Here is a 14702-nt window from a genome sequence, read left to right on the forward strand (position 1 = left end):
GCCACCTCGACGACCCACCCGCCGCCCCGAGTCGCACGGCAGGCCAACCCCACCCCCCGACACCACCACCGGCCACCGGCGGAAAACCATATACACTCAGTACAATGGTTACTTTGACCCCCCAGGCCCGGCCGCCCTGGCAGGACACCCATTTCGTCGGCGGCCATCCGGTCCTGGACCTCACGAACACCGTCTTCGACCGCACGCTCCCGGCCGAGGACGTCGAACTGCTGAACACCCCCTCGGACGTCCTCACCTGGTGCGCGTCCGCCGGCCTGTTCGACGAGGTGCCGTCCTTGGCGGAGGACTCCGTGAGCGGTCTCGTACGTGAGGTCCGGGCCGTTCGCGAGCAGGCGTGGGCCGTGTTCAGCGCGATCGCCGACGGCGAGACCGTGCCGACCGAACCCTTCGGCGCACTCCTGCAACGAGCGGGTAAGGGAACGCGAGCCGGGCAGGTCCAGCGGATCGACGCCGCGCTCGACGGCTACACCGCCGACTGGACGGCACCCGGAGCCATCCCCACGACATTGTCGTTGCTGACCGTTCACGCGGTTTTCACCCTCCCGCCCGGTCGGATCAGGACGTGCGGGCGATGCGGCTGGTTGTTCCTGGACTCCTCGCGAGGCGGACGTCGCCGCTGGTGCAGCATGAGCGTCTGCGGAAACCGCGAGAAGGCGCGCCGCCACCGCCAGACGTACCGCTGACGCCCCTCACCCACGGGGTGAGACCATGCGGCGGGATCCAGGGCGGCACATGCGCATATGAGGCGCACGCCGCGGAAAACCCCGGGCTCGTGATGATCGAATCGTTGTTTCACCAGCCCCACGTACATCTTGTGCAAATCTCCTCGATACCGTAACAATTGCATCGTTCCAATACGCTGCCGGAAAGGTGCTTTAGTACTGTCCCGATCTATCAGGTAAGGGACCTTTCCTCCCCGCAGCCGCACGAGCATCTTGGGGCGAACACGCCCAGAAGGATCAGTGGAATCCGCCGTGAATTGGTTTGATGCTGCCTACGAATGGATCGTGCGATCCAGTGCCAACGGAACCTGGCGGGATCTGATTCCGCTGGGCTTGGCGGGCCTGCTCGTCTGGGGCCTGTGGGTTTATCGGGTGGTGTTGTCCCGGCTGGCCAAGCCGGTCGTGAACGGCTACCGGACCACGGTCTCCGTGGTCGTCCCGTCCTACCGGGAGGATGCCGAGATCCTGGTGCGATGCCTGGACAGCTGGCTGGCCCAGAACCCCCAGGAAGTGATCATCGTCGTGGACGTCGGGGACACCGACTGCCATGCCAAGCTCCGCGAGGTGACAGACCCCCGGCTGCGTGTCCTGGTGTACGAGCACTCGGGCAAGCGCTCCGCGCTCGGGGTCGGCATCCGGGCGGCCCAGGGCGAGATCGTGGTCTTCGCCGACTCCGACACCTGGTGGCAGCCCGGCCTGCTGGACGCCGTACAGATGCCGTTCGAGGACCCGTCGGTCGGCGGGGTCGGCACCCAGCAGAACGTGTACCAGCGGACCAGCAGCGTCTGGCGGCGCATCGCCGACTGGCTGGTCAACCTGCGCTACTACGACTACGTGCCCGCGATGGGCAGCAGGGGCGGGGTGGCCTGCCTGTCCGGCCGCACCGCCGCCTACCGGCGCAAGGCCATCCTCCCGGTGCTCACCCACCTGGAGAACGAGTTCTTCCTCGGCCGCCGGTGCATCGCCGGCGACGACGGCCGGCTCACCTGGCTCGTCCTCGCCTCCGGGTACAAGACCGTGCACCAGTCCTCGGCCCGCGCCATCTCGATGTTCCCCGACTCCTTCCGCGCCTTCGTCAAGCAGCGCGTCCGCTGGAGCCGCAACTCCTACCGCTGCTACCTGACCGCGCTGTGGAAGGGATGGCTGTGGAAGACGCCGCTGGTCACCAAGGTGACCGTGCTGCAGATCCTGCTCACCCCGGTGACCATGGGCGTCACGCTCGCCTACCTGTTCTTCAGCAGGCTTGAGCTCACCCCGCTGGGCATCGGGCTCGCCGTCGGCTGGCTGCTCCTCGGCCGGGGCGTCCGCGGCTGGTCGCACCTGCGCCGTCACCCCGGCGAGATCCTGCTACTGCCGCTGCTCTGCCTGGTGGTCATCATGATCGCGCTGCCGATCAAGCTGTACGCGTTCCTCACGATGAACAAGCAGGGCTGGCTAACCCGTACCTCCGACCAGGTGGGCGGGGCGGGCCAGAGCGCCGCCACCCTGCAGGGAATGAGCTGAGGTGAAACGCTCCATTTCCGTGCTGCTCGGCGCGGCGACGCTGACGGTCGGGCTGGGGGGCGGGCCGGCCGTCGCCCTCTCCTCCCCCACCCCCGGAGGGAACTCCGAGGCGGTCTCGGGGCCCAGCGCGTCTCCGACGGGCAGCGCGCCCTCGGACGACAACCCGTTCCTGGCCGACCCGTCGCCAGAGCCCAAGCCCTCCGCGGAGGACGACTCCCCCCCGAAGGCCACCCGGACCCCCACCGCCAAACCGAGGCCGACGGCCACCACAACCCGGACAACCGACCCGGCCACGGGAGAAGACTCGGAGCCGACGTCCGCTCCCACCTCGCCGACCCGCCCCGCCCCGACCTCCGGCCCGGCCCCGACCTCCGCGACGGACGACCCCGACCTGGAGGAGAGCCCGGCTCTGGTCGAAGACGCGATCATGGCGGACGACGCGATCCTGGAGGCCGGCACCCTCGCCGCGGAGGACGCCGAGGCGCAGGCGATCCTGGTGGACGTCGAGGACCAGCGGATCATCCAGACTCGCGCCGCGCTCACGGCCATGCTGCAGAGCGGTGGCATCGCGGCCGCCCAGCGCAAGCAGCCCCAGGTCTTCGTGTCGGCGCACGGCAGGACGCTGGTGCTGCCCGCGCGCAACACCGAGGCCGCGTACACCCTCAAGGATCTGGCGGCCGTCGAGAAGGGCCGGTACCTACGGCGGCTGAAGGACGGCTCCTACCTGCTCGGCGTCCACGTCTTCGTGGCCGACGGGGCGCGCCTGCAGTTGCGCGGCCCGCTGACGCTGCGGATGGGCAGCCTGCCGGGTTCGTTCAGCTCGATCATCACGTTCGGCGGCGGCATCGAGATCAAGGGCACCGCCAAGAGGCCGGTGCGGATCACCAGCTGGGACGTGCGGACCCAGAAGCCGGACACGACCACGACCGACGGCCGCGCCTACATCCGGGCGGTCGGCGGCGAGTTCGAGATGTCCCACACCCAGGTCTCCCAGCTGGGATTCTGGAGCGGCCGTACCGGGGGCATCGCGCTCACCGGCACCGAGCGACCGGCCAGTGTCTACCGGCACCGGACGAAGGACCAGCGTCACCAGGACAAGCGGGAACGGCTGGCGAACACCAAGCAGGGCGAGCGGGGCGGCAGCAACTTCGGCGACGTGGAGACCATTCCGATCGGCCCCGGCACCGCCTCACACGTGCTCGCCGACGAGCTGGTCTCCGGATCGATCAAGAACAGCGTCATCACCGGCGACGCCTACGGCGTCTTCGTCTCCGGCTCGAACCAGACACAGATCATCGACAACAGGATCGTCGACAGCCTGGTGCACGGCGTGTTCATGCACCGGTTCGCCAAGAACGCGACGATCGAGAGGACCGAGGTGATCGGTAGCGGCGGCGACGGTTTCGTGCTGTCAAGGGCGACCGAGAAGGTGAAGGTCGTCGACTGCCTGGCCGAGCGGAACGGGCGCAACGGCTTCACGCTCAACGGACGGGCGCTCGCGAGCGGTCCGTCCGCGAGCGGCGAGTCGCTCGCCGTCTACGGTGACAGTTCGGTCAGCGGCAGCACCGCCCGCGACAACGGAAGGTACGGCGTCGAGGTGCTCGGCGGCAGCCGGCTGGCCGTGCAGACCAGCGAGATCATCGGCGGTGACATGGGAATCGTGGTGCGCGAGGGCGCCAGCGGTGTGCAGATCTCCGGCAACAGGCTGACCGGCCAGCGCCGACAGGCGATCGCGCTGCGCGACAGGGCGACCGGCGCGCATGTGGCCGGCAACACGATCGCCGGGACCGTCACCGGGATCTATCTCCGCGACTCCGCCGGCATGATCATCGGAAACAAGATCACAACCCTGTCGCACCCCAAGGCCCACGGGATCACCGTGGTCGGCGACGCGGCAGGTTCCGAGATCACCCGCAACACCGTCATCGGTTCGGGGACGAGCGCGATCAGCGTCGCACGGGCCGCCGACACGGTGAACAAGCACAACAACGACGAGGACCAGTGGAACGACACGTCGTCGTTCTGGGTCAAGGCCAAACGCTTCGTCAAGCCCATGAACGTGATCTGGGCCGCGGTCATCCTCCTGGTGATCGTGTCGGCGATCCGATCCCGCGCTGTCGTGGAACGCAGGCAACGCCGCAGGGAGATCCGCAACCCCTACGAGCAGCAGCGACTGCTCGCCGAGGGGCGGTTCCAGGTGCTGCGCCACGCCGCCGTGCCCGCGCCGGACCACCCGGTGCCCGCCGACGGGCATCTTGCACGGCGCCGGCGGCCGTCCTCGCCGCACCTCGACCCGGTCCACATGACGGGCCCCTCCATCGGCGGCCCCTCAATCGGCGGTCCCTCCGTCGGCGGCGCTCCCGTGGGAGGCAGGGGATGAGCCCGCCACCCCGGAAGAGGAGCCGTACCCTCCTCATCTTCCTGGCCCTGTGCCTGTCCGCGGCCGGTACCTGGACATACCTCTCCTACATCGATCGCCCCGTGCCACCTCCCGGCGTGAACGAGGTGCCCGCGGTGGAGGCACAGCAGCAGTCTGCCCTGGTCGACCAGGAGGATCTGCGGATCATGCAGACCCGGGCGACGCTGACCTCGGCGATGGCGCGGGGCGGCCCCGCCGCCGCGAGATCCCGCGTGCCGCACATCTCCAGCTCGGCCAACGGCCAGACGCTCGTGCTACCGCAGCGCCGCGAGCCGTACCGGGTCGCGGACCTGGAACGCCTCGGCCAGGAGCACTTCCAGAAGCAGTCGGACGGCTCCTACGTGCTCGGCATCAACCTGTTCGCCGGTCCGGGGGCCAAAGTCGTGCTCCAGAACGCGACCGGCCCCCTGGTGATCCGGATGCGCAGCGACCCGGGTGCCTTCGTGTCGATCGTGAGCTTCGGCGCGAACATCAAAATCAACGGTTCGGCACGAAACCCGGTGCGGATCACCAGCTGGAACGCACACGACAGGACGGCCGACACCAAGGTCTCCGACGGACGCGCCTACCTGCGCGTGATCGGCGGGGAACTCAAGATGAGCCACGCGACGGTGGAGCATCTCGGATTCTGGAGCGGCCCGACCGGCGGGCTCGCGTTGACCGGCAGTGACCGGCCGACCACGAACGCCGATCTGGTGACCGTCCCCGCCTCCCTGCCGGGGGCGTCGCCCACCTCCTCGCCGAACCCCACCTCCCGGCCGAAGCGAGCCTCCTCCCAGCAGCGGGCGCTCCTGCCCAACGGCCTCCTCGTGCCGAGCAGGGGCAGCGGTAACGAGGTCGAGATCACCAACGGAGCCGGCCGGGGCAGGGTCGCCTACCGGCTGCCCGAGGCCAATCTGGTCACCGGCGACATCACCGACACCAAGGTCACCGGCAACGCGTACGGGATCTTCATCACGGCCTCCAACGAGACCCGGATCATCAACGTCTCGGTCACCGGGAGCCTGGTCCACGGGATCCTGCTGCACCGGTTCGCGCGCAACGCCACCATCGAGAACACCACCGTGACCGGCAGCAGGGGTGACGGGTTCGTCCTGTCCAGGGGCACGCAGAACGTCACGATCACCGGTTCGGGAGCCGAGCGCAACAACGGCAACGGCTTCACCATCAGCGGCCTGCCGCTCGCCCGGGGGCCGTCGGCGTCCGGGGAGTCGCTGCGCAGCTTCGGCGGCAGCTCGGTGACGAGCAGCACGGCGCGGGACAACGGCCGCTACGGCGTGGAGATCCAGGGCGGCGTCAAGCTCGTCGTACAGACCACCGAGGTGATCGGCGGGGAGATGGGCATCGTGGTGAGCGAGGACGCCACCGGGGTCCGGGTCTCCGGCAACCGTCTCACCGGCCAGCGCAGCCAGGGAATCGCGCTGCGCGGCGGGGTTCAGGGGGCCCGGATCAGCGGCAACATCGTGCGGGACACCCAGACCGCGATCTACCTCCGTGACTCCGAGGCCACCATCTCCGCCAACACGGTCGAGTCCGCCTCGCTGCACGCGATCTCGCTGCTCGGCAAGGCCGAGGGCACCACGATCACCGGGAACACCCTGGGCGGTGCCGGCCGCAGCGCGCTCGACACCGGCCGGGCGAAGGGAGCCACCACCGTCGCGCAGAACAACACCACCGGCTGGCAGGACACGGCCGGCTTCTGGACGATGGTCAAGCGGATCGCCAAGCCGATGAACCTGATCTGGCTGGGAGTCATCTCCCTGATCGTGCTCTCGGCGCTCCGGGCACTACGCGGCGACGGCCCGCGGGCCGGCCGGCGGTTCGTCCACCCGTACGAGAAGCAGACACTGCTGGAAGAGCGACCGGCCAAGCTCCTGCGGACCGCCGCCACCCAGACTCCAGCCGAGAGAAGTTGAGCGATGCGCCTGGACATTGACAGGAAGACCCTGGTGGGGATGCTCGCCGGGGCGGTCATCACGGTGATCGTCGTAGTGCTGCTGCGCGGGCTGTTCGGCGGTACGGAGGAGCCGGGCACCGCGATCGAGGACATCCGGCCGAAAAGCGCGGACGCGCCGGCCGCACAGCAGGAGGACGACACCGCGCGGGCGGAGGATGACGTGAACGAGGACAGGGACGAGGACGCCGAGGAGTTCGTCGCGTCGCAGGAGCCGCCCGCCATCGCCGTACCCCTCGGGAAAGGGCTGGTCGAGTGCCCCGAGGCCACGGTGACCGTCACGGACGCCACCGAACTCGCCGAGGCCCTTGAGGCGGTCGAGCCGGGCGCGGTGATCAGGCTGGAGCCCGGTGTCTACAGCGGCCGGTTCGTGGCGGCGGTCTCCGGGACGGAGGCCGAACCGATCTTCGTCTGCGGCCCGCCCGAGGCGATCATCGACGGCGGCGGGATCAAGAAGGGCTACGCCTTCCACCTCAACGAGGTCGATCACTGGCGGCTGGTCGGCTTCACCGTCCGCAACAGCCAGAAGGGGGTGATGGCCGACCGCACCGGCAACACGATCATCCAGCAGCTGACCGTCCACCACATCGGGGACGAGGCGATCCACCTGCGCAACTTCAGCAGCGACAACACCGTCCAGTACTGCATGATCTACGCGACCGGCCTGCGCCGGGAGAAGTTCGGCGAGGGCGTCTACCTCGGCACCGCGGAGAGCAACTGGGCGGCCTTCTCCGGCGGGCAGATGGACCGCAGCGATCGCAACACCGTGCGCGGCAACGTCATCCGGGCCACCGCCGAGGCGATCGACATCAAGGAGGGCACCTCGGACGGCCGCATCCTCGACAACGTCTTCGACGGTTCCCGCCTCGGCGGCTCCAAGCACAACGATTCATGGGTCGACGTCAAGGGCAACGGCTATCTCATTCGCGGTAACACCGGTAGCCAGAGCAACGGGGACGGATTCCAGACTCACAAGATCGTAAATGGCTGGGGCACCGGAAACGTGTTCCAGGCCAACACCATCGATCTTGGTGGTTCGGGCGGCTTCGGCATCAACGACACGGTCGGCGGAAACACGATCACCTGCGACAACAAGGTCACCGGCGGAGCCCTTTCCAAGGCCGACGACTGTTCCTGAACAAGAGCCCGAAGACAAGTAGTAGATAGGACGACGGATATGGGCGAAGCCGAGCTCCCCCGATTGACCGTGATCGGAACCGGCTATCTCGGCGCGACGCACGCGGTTTGCATGGCGTCGCTGGGGTACGACGTGGTCGGCCTCGACGTGGACAGCAAGAAGATCGAAAAACTACAGGCCGGAGAAGTACCCTTCTTCGAGCCCGGCCTGCCCGAGTTACTGGGCAAGGCCCTGGAGTCGGGCCGTCTCCGGTTCACCACCTCCTACGCGGAGGCCGCCGAGCACGGCGACGTCCACTTCGTTTGCGTCGGCACCCCCCAGCAGCCCGGCTCGGACGCCTGCGACCTGACCTACGTCGACGCCGCCGTACGCGACCTGGCCGCCCACCTGACCCGGCGCTGCCTGGTGGTCGGCAAGTCGACCGTCCCGGTGAACACCGCCACCCGCCTGGCCGGCATGCTGCGCGAGCTGGCCCCCGCGGGAGAGGAGGTGGAGCTGGCCTGGAACCCCGAGTTCCTGCGGGAGGGCTTCGCCGTCGACGACACCCTCAAGCCCGATCGGCTCGTGTTCGGCGTCACCTCCGAATGGGCGCGCGAACGCCTCACCGCGGCGTTCCAGCCGATCCTCGACCTCGGTACCCCGGTGGTCGTCACCGACCTGGCCACCGCGGAGCTGGTCAAGGTGGCCGCCAACTCGTTCCTGGCCACCAAGATCTCCTACATCAACGCGATGGCCGAGGTCTGCGAGGCCACCGGGGCCGACGTCCGCGACCTGGCCAAGGCCCTCGCCTATGACGACCGGATCGGCGGCCGGTTCCTCCAGCCCGGCCTCGGCTTCGGCGGCGGCTGCCTGCCCAAGGACATTCGGGCCTTCGCGCACCGGGCCGAGGAGATCGGCGTCGGCCAGGCCGTGTCCTTCCTCCGCGAGGTCGACGCGATCAACCGGCGCCGCCGTTCCCGGACCATCGACCTGGTCAGGGAACTGCTCGACGGCCGGCTCGACGGCAAGAGGATCGCCTGCCTGGGCGCGGCCTTCAAACCCAACTCCGACGACATCAGGGACGCCCCGGCGCTGGACGTGGCCAGGACCATGCACGGCCTGGGCGCCAACGTCCGGGTGTACGACCCGGCCGCGATGGACAACGCGCGCCGCACCTATCCGGAACTCAGGTACGGCACGAGCGCGCTGGACGTGGCCCGTGACGCGGACGTGGTCGTCCTGCTCACCGAGTGGGCCGAGTTCCGCGAGATCGAGCCCTCGGCACTGGCGAGCGTGGTCAAGCACCCCCGGATCGTGGACGGCAGGCACGCGCTCGACGCGGACACCTGGCGGGCGGCGGGCTGGGAATACCGGGCACTGGGCAGCCCCTGACCACTCGCCCACCCGCTCAGCGGTACATCCCCTCCGCGTCCACGCAGGAGGGGATGTGGTTCGTGATTTCCTAACAGAGCACCGTCAACGACCGGATGGTGTTCTGCTCGCGCGCGCGGCCTTCCGGGACGCCGGACGCTTCGACGGCTCGGCGTTCGGCGAGGCGGCTCATCGAACGGGCGTCGTCGGTGGGTTCGCGGCGGGGGGCCGGAGTCGTCCTGCCCGCCGCTGGCTATCCTGTGGCGCGTCGAGCCGGGTACGGCTCCCCCACCACGAGCCCACCGGAAGGCGACGACCGTGACAGCCTCCCAGCGCCGGAGCACGTGGCCGACGCCGGTGGCGGTGACGGCGCACCTGGTCGTCGCTCTCCTGACGGTGATCATCCTGGTGGGCGTCCGACACCTCGGCGCGGACCTGTGGCAGATCTCCGCCTCGGCGGGTGCCGCCGGCCTGCTCCATGCGGGAGTGGTCGTCGCCGATCGACGGCCGTGGGCGGGGTACGCGATCGGCGCGCTGGCGATGCTCGTCCTGGTGACGATGCCCCAGCTGGGCTGGTCACCGAGCATGCTGCCCTCGGCCGTGTGCTTCCCCCTCATGTTGTGGCGGCTGACCGGCCTGGTCCCGGTCAGGTCCTCGGCGGTCGCGTTGGCCGTCGCCGCGCTCGGGATCGTGCTCACCGAGCTGGTGGCGTGGGCCCGGCTGCCCCCTGACACCCCCGGGTGGACCCCCCTCGTCGAGGGTGGCCTGCTGATGCTCGTGGTCGGCGGCGTGTGGCTCGCGGCCCTGCTGGTGCGTCGCAGGTACGAGGCCCGGCAACGGGCCGAGAGCGAACGGCTGGCCGCGGCGGTCGCGGACGAACGGGCCGGCATCCGCCGCGACCTGCACGACGTGATCGCCCACACGGTCACCGTCATGGTCGCGCGGATCGAGGCCGCGGCGGTGACGACGGCGGATCCGGCGACCCGCCACGAACTCGGCGACATCGCCGAGGCCGGCCGGGACGCCCACCAAGGTCTGCGGGCGATGCTGGCCACCTTGGCGCCGCGCGCCGGTTCCCGGCCCGGGGAGGTCCCGATCTCGCTCGACGCCCTCCCCGACCTCGTGGCCTCGGCGGCGAGCCCGCTCCACGCGGTGACGTTCGCGGAGGTGGGCGAGCGACGGCCGCTGAGCCTGAGCGCCGAGGTCGCGGCGGTCCGGACCGTGCAGGAGGGCATCACCAACGCGCTGCGCCACCTCGAACCGCCGGTCGAGGTGACCGTCCGCCTGCGCTGGACCCCGGCCGAGGTGATGGTGGAGGTACGCGACGACGGCGGCAGGGCGCTTCGCGACGGCGGCGGTCAGGGGACGGGATTGATGGGGATCGAGGAACGTGTGCGCACCGCGGGCGGCACCCTGTCGGTCGACGACGGGGACGACGGTTGGGTGCTGCGGGCGCGGCTCCCCACGAAGGAGGGGCATGACCCGGCCGCCACCGAGTCCCTTCACCGAGCACCGTAGTGGTGCCCACGAGAAAGACGGTGCCCCGGTGACCGGGATCCGAGTCATGCTCGTCGACGACCAGGAGCTGCTGCGGGCCTCGCTCCGTACGGTGCTGTCGGCCGACGAACGCATCGAGGTCACCCACGACGTCGCGAACGGCGGCGACGCGATCGAGGTCGTCCGGCGGCACCGTCTCGACGTGGTGCTGATGGACATCCGCATGCCGCGCATGGACGGGGTCGCCGCCACGGCGGAGATCGTCAGGATCGCGCCCGCGACCCGGGTGCTCATGCTGACGACGTTCGACGACGACGAACTCGTCGTGGCCGCCATCCGGGCCGGCGCGAGCGGCTACCTGACCAAGGACGTCCGGCCCGCGGCCCTGGCCCAGGCCGTGTGCGACGTCGCCTCCGGGACGGCGGCGCTGGCCCCGGGAGTGGCCGCGACGATCCTCGATCTCGTACGACGGGTACCGACGCGAAGGACGACGGCCCTGGACGGCCTCACCCCCCGCGAGGTCGAGATCTTCGGCCTGCTCGCCCGCGGCAGGTCCAACAACGAGATCCGCGCGGAACTGGTGCTGAGCGAGAACACGGTGAAGTCGCACGTCCGGGCCGTCCTGCAGAAACTGAACCTGCGCGACCGCGTGCACGTGGTGATCCACGCGTACGAGAACGGGCTTGTGGGGCGCGGCGATCTGCCCGGCTGAGATTCCATCCTGCCGAGTGGTGCCGTCTCACCCCTTGGGGTGATGTCGGCCGGTGACGCCCGGCCTACGTTCGACGTCGTGCATCTCCTCCATCTGTTCTTTCCTCGGGTGACCGCCCTCCTCGTCCTCGGCGGTGTGCTCGTCGCCGTGCTGCTCGGCTGGACGGCACCGGCCCATGCCGTCGGCGAACGGCTGGTCGACGACTACCGCTCCGTCTACGGTGCGCCGGGGGTCGCGGCGGCCGTGATCGACGGGGCGTCGGTCGAGACGATCGTCCGCGGCCGGGACGGGGACGGCAACGCGGTGACGGCGCGGACCCGCTTCCGGATCGCGTCGATGAGCAAGTCGATGACGGCTGCGGCGATCATGCTGCTCGTCGACCGTGACCGCGTCTCCCTGGACGACCCGGTCGTCAAGCTGCTGCCCGACTTCGAGATGGCCGATCCGCGCTTCACCAGGATCACCGTACGCCAGGTCCTCAGCCACACCTCGGGGCTCTCGAACGACACGAACAACGAGTACGTGTTCCCGCCTCCGCGCGGCGCGCGGGAGGTCGTGGCCAGGCTGGCCGACAAGACCCTCGCCGCCGATCCGGGCACCCGCTCGGAGTACCACAACACCAACTACTCGATCGCGGCGAGGATCGTCGAAGTGGTGTCGGGCAGGTCCTTCGACGCCTTTCTCCGCAGCGAGCTGTTCACGCCGCTGGGCATGACCGGCACCGGCTCGACCTCGGGGTGTTCCGATCGTGCCGAGGACCTGCCGTCCGGGTACGAGGTCGTTCTCGGGATCGCCGTCGCGGCACCGGAGATGCCGGGGTTCTGCGTCGGCAACGGCGGGGTGATCTCGACCCTGGACGACATGGTGCGGTGGCTGCGGTTCAACCAGGGAACCTTCGGGGCGGACCTGCTGAGCGCCGGCTCCCTGGCCGAGTTGCACACCGTCCAGCCCAAGGCCGGCGCCTACGCCCTCGGCTGGCAGTCCCGCCCCCTCGCGGCGGACGCCCCGCCGTCGGTGATCGGCCACGGCGGAACGCTGGCGACGTGGACCGGGGACATGGTCTTCTCCCCCAAGACCGGTGTGGCCGCCATCGTCCTCACCAACAGCGGCGGCGATCCCGGTCTGCTCTCGACCAACCTTCTCGCCGAACGGATCGGGGCGCCGACAACGCCGATGAGCAACCCGCTCACCGTCGTGAACGCGGTCCTGCTCGGGCTCACGGCGGGGATGACCGCACTGCTGGTCACCGCGATCGTCCGAGCGCGCCGCTGGGCCTCGCGACGCCGCGCGGCGCGCCGGCCGAGGCTGATCCCGCGGCTCGTGCCCCTCGCCCTGGTGACGGTGCTGGGCCCGGTGCTGCCGACGCTGATCTGGGGGGCGTTCAGCATCCACTACTGGATCGTCACCGCCTGGCTGCTGCCACTGCTGGCGCTCTTCTGTCTCACCTGCTGCGTGCTCGGGGCGGTCGCGCTCGGCCGCCGCCTCTGGTGCTTCCACCGCGCCGGTCAGGTCGCATAACACCCGGCACGACCTGGGGAAACCCGTACACCACCTCTGCGGACAGCGGACGCGACCCGCCCGTCCCCTCAGCGGTACACGTGGACGCGACCCACCCGCCCACTCAGCGATATATCCCCTCCGCGTAGGCGGGGCCGTAGTAACGCTCCAGTTCCTCGATCGGCTCCCCCTGTCGTTCCAGCGCCTGGGCGATACGCGCCCGCGAGGGCACGACCTGCGGGTTCCAGCTCTCCGGGCGCCACAGTTCCGAGCGGAGGAAAGCCTTGGAGCAGTGGTGGAAGATCTGCTCGATCTCGACCACGATCGCGAGCGACGGCCGGTGCCCCTTGACCACCATCCGGTCGAAGAAGGGGGCCTCGCGCACCAGGCGCGCCCGGCCGTTGACCCGCAGGGTGTCGCCGCGGCCGGGGACGAAGTAGATCAGGCCGACGTGCGGGTTTCGCAGGATGTTGTGGAATCCGTCCGCCCTGCGATTGCCCGGCCGTTCCGGGATCGCAATCGTGGAGTCGTCCAGGACCAGTGTGAATCCCGGCGGGTCACCCTTGGGCGAGACGTCGCAGTTACCGTCGGCGTCCGAGGTCGCGACGAGGCAGAACGGCGAGGCGGCCAGCCAGGCACGGTCCAGCTCGTGCAGGGTCCTCCGCTCCTTCGCGAGCGCGGCCGGTTTGGGTGCGCCAAGCACCTCCCGCAACTCGTCCGCCGACTCGATCGATTCCCAGCCCTCGGCCCCCATGATTCCCCTTCGGTGATCCGTTTCTTCGCGGAGGGCGTGTGGTCACCGACCTGGCAGGTAAACGTCGGGATCGTTGCCGTTCACACCGTGGACCATGAACCTACGCCCTCATGGAGCATAGGCCTATGGAAACGCATTGGGAAAGATCAGTCATAGAGCATCGTTAACGGCCGGACATACGAGAAGAGCCTCCTCACCACGTTTCCACCGGCGAGGGAGCTCTTTCTACCTGCGTGGCGGGTGCGGTTTGAATCAACACAGGCCGAGCCGACGACGTTACAGGCCGTTCCCGACGACAGGTGGAGAATGACCTCTGGATGACGTCTGGATTTTAGTGCTCAAGGGTTGACGAGATCCCGTCCGATCACCTCGATCGGGCGGGACCTCCTTGTTCCTCCGGAGCCATGGGCAACGGGCGGCAAACTCCGGCGGTGTCCTCGTGACGGTGGACACGGTCATCAGGTTCACCCGCCACACAGCGGGTGGGGCGCGGCGAGATTCAGCAGCACCTCATGAAGCTAGCTGTCGCACACCTTGGAAATGCGCTTCCCGGTCTTGGCGTCCGTACACGTCTTGCACGTGCGGTTCGGGCTGGTCGTGGTCGGGTCTTTGGTGGTCACGCATTCGACCTCGGTCGACGTCTCGGACTCGTCGTGCTTTCGCTCACAGTACTGCTTCTTGTATCCACTGCCTTTCTTGTCGCGGCAGTAGTAGCACCTCCTCCCTCCCTCGTCGAGCCATTTACATTTCGGGGCCTGCGAGACGGAGTGATTGGTGGACGAGACGACGGTGCCGACGCTTCCGGACTGCGCCTGCGAGGGAATCGAAGGGGCGAGGGCGGCAGCCACGAGAGCGCCGACAACACAGGCTTCCTTGAGCACGTTTCCTCCCAAGGTTCGCGTTCCTCTGACCCTCCCATCATGAACCCCCCTATCTGAGAGGCGTCAAGGCAGGCACTGAACTTATTTCTCAATCGCCACGTGCACATTTTTACGGCTAAACGTACGCGGTCGATATCCTTTCGATCCCGCGGCCGTTCCCGGAAGACTTTTTTACGTTCTCATAATTTTCTTTCCATATGGCCCTTGCGTTTTTTCGGTCTCGATGACGGTTCTCTCCGGCGTCGGCGTGACAC

Annotated in this window: 11 protein-coding genes; 9 read left to right on the top strand and 2 right to left on the bottom strand. The window is 68.9% G+C overall.

The window, feature by feature from the left end; translation table 11 throughout:
• Positions 1–104: 104 nt before the first annotated feature.
• From AB0B96_RS05105 to AB0B96_RS05145, 9 genes are all read left to right on the top strand, one after another.
• The gene (locus AB0B96_RS05105) at positions 105–704 is read left to right on the top strand and encodes an ABATE domain-containing protein (RefSeq protein ID WP_362896646.1); all 600 of its coding nucleotides are present in this window, start codon (positions 105–107) and stop codon (positions 702–704) included.
• A gap of 324 nt (positions 705–1028) precedes the next feature.
• Positions 1029–2246 (top strand): glycosyltransferase family 2 protein, encoded by a 1218-nt coding sequence (locus tag AB0B96_RS05110; protein WP_362896648.1) that lies wholly within the window; start codon positions 1029–1031, stop codon positions 2244–2246.
• A gap of 1 nt (position 2247) precedes the next feature.
• A complete protein-coding gene (locus AB0B96_RS05115; protein WP_362896650.1) occupies positions 2248–4626 on the top strand; it encodes a right-handed parallel beta-helix repeat-containing protein in 2379 nt (792 codons plus the stop codon).
• Positions 4623–6581: a right-handed parallel beta-helix repeat-containing protein gene (locus tag AB0B96_RS05120; protein WP_362896652.1), complete on the top strand. Its 1959-nt coding sequence runs from the start codon at positions 4623–4625 to the stop codon at positions 6579–6581. The genes AB0B96_RS05115 and AB0B96_RS05120 overlap by 4 nt, the downstream gene beginning before the upstream one ends.
• Positions 6582–6584: 3 nt before the next feature.
• A complete protein-coding gene (locus AB0B96_RS05125) occupies positions 6585–7757 on the top strand; it encodes a right-handed parallel beta-helix repeat-containing protein (RefSeq protein ID WP_362896654.1) in 1173 nt (390 codons plus the stop codon).
• A gap of 39 nt (positions 7758–7796) precedes the next feature.
• Positions 7797–9128, top strand: coding sequence for a UDP-glucose/GDP-mannose dehydrogenase family protein (locus AB0B96_RS05130; protein WP_362896656.1), 1332 nt, complete (start codon positions 7797–7799; stop codon positions 9126–9128).
• A 297-nt stretch (positions 9129–9425) separates the two neighbouring features.
• Positions 9426–10625, top strand: coding sequence for a histidine kinase (locus AB0B96_RS05135; RefSeq protein ID WP_362896658.1), 1200 nt, complete (start codon positions 9426–9428; stop codon positions 10623–10625).
• Positions 10626–10653: 28 nt separating this feature from the next.
• Complete coding sequence (locus AB0B96_RS05140; protein WP_350942834.1) at positions 10654–11316, top strand: response regulator transcription factor; 663 nt, start codon at positions 10654–10656, stop codon at positions 11314–11316.
• 78 nt (positions 11317–11394) lie between these two features.
• Positions 11395–12834, top strand: coding sequence for a serine hydrolase domain-containing protein (locus AB0B96_RS05145; protein ID WP_362896660.1), 1440 nt, complete (start codon positions 11395–11397; stop codon positions 12832–12834).
• 103 nt (positions 12835–12937) lie between these two features.
• Here AB0B96_RS05145 and AB0B96_RS05150 read toward each other — a convergent pair whose 3' ends face one another.
• Together AB0B96_RS05150 and AB0B96_RS05155 are read right to left on the bottom strand one after the other, a co-directional pair.
• Positions 12938–13567: a pyridoxamine 5'-phosphate oxidase family protein gene (locus AB0B96_RS05150; protein ID WP_362896662.1), complete on the bottom strand. Its 630-nt coding sequence runs from the start codon at positions 13565–13567 to the stop codon at positions 12938–12940.
• Positions 13568–14085: 518 nt separating this feature from the next.
• A complete protein-coding gene (locus AB0B96_RS05155) occupies positions 14086–14448 on the bottom strand; it encodes a hypothetical protein (protein ID WP_362896664.1) in 363 nt (120 codons plus the stop codon).
• Between the last annotated feature and the right edge of the window lie 254 nt (positions 14449–14702).

It is taken from the genome of Streptosporangium sp. NPDC049046 (genome assembly GCF_040649155.1).
GTDB lineage: Bacteria > Actinomycetota > Actinomycetes > Streptosporangiales > Streptosporangiaceae > Streptosporangium.

Coding starts and splice junctions, on each gene's coding strand:
- AB0B96_RS05150 (WP_362896662.1), bottom strand. CDS start 13,567: ATGGGGGCCGAGGGCTGGGAATCGATCGAGTCGGCGGACGAGTTGCGG.
- AB0B96_RS05125 (WP_362896654.1), top strand. CDS start 6,585: ATGCGCCTGGACATTGACAGGAAGACCCTGGTGGGGATGCTCGCCGGG.
- AB0B96_RS05120 (WP_362896652.1), top strand. CDS start 4,623: ATGAGCCCGCCACCCCGGAAGAGGAGCCGTACCCTCCTCATCTTCCTG.
- AB0B96_RS05130 (WP_362896656.1), top strand. CDS start 7,797: ATGGGCGAAGCCGAGCTCCCCCGATTGACCGTGATCGGAACCGGCTAT.
- AB0B96_RS05105 (WP_362896646.1), top strand. CDS start 105: ATGGTTACTTTGACCCCCCAGGCCCGGCCGCCCTGGCAGGACACCCAT.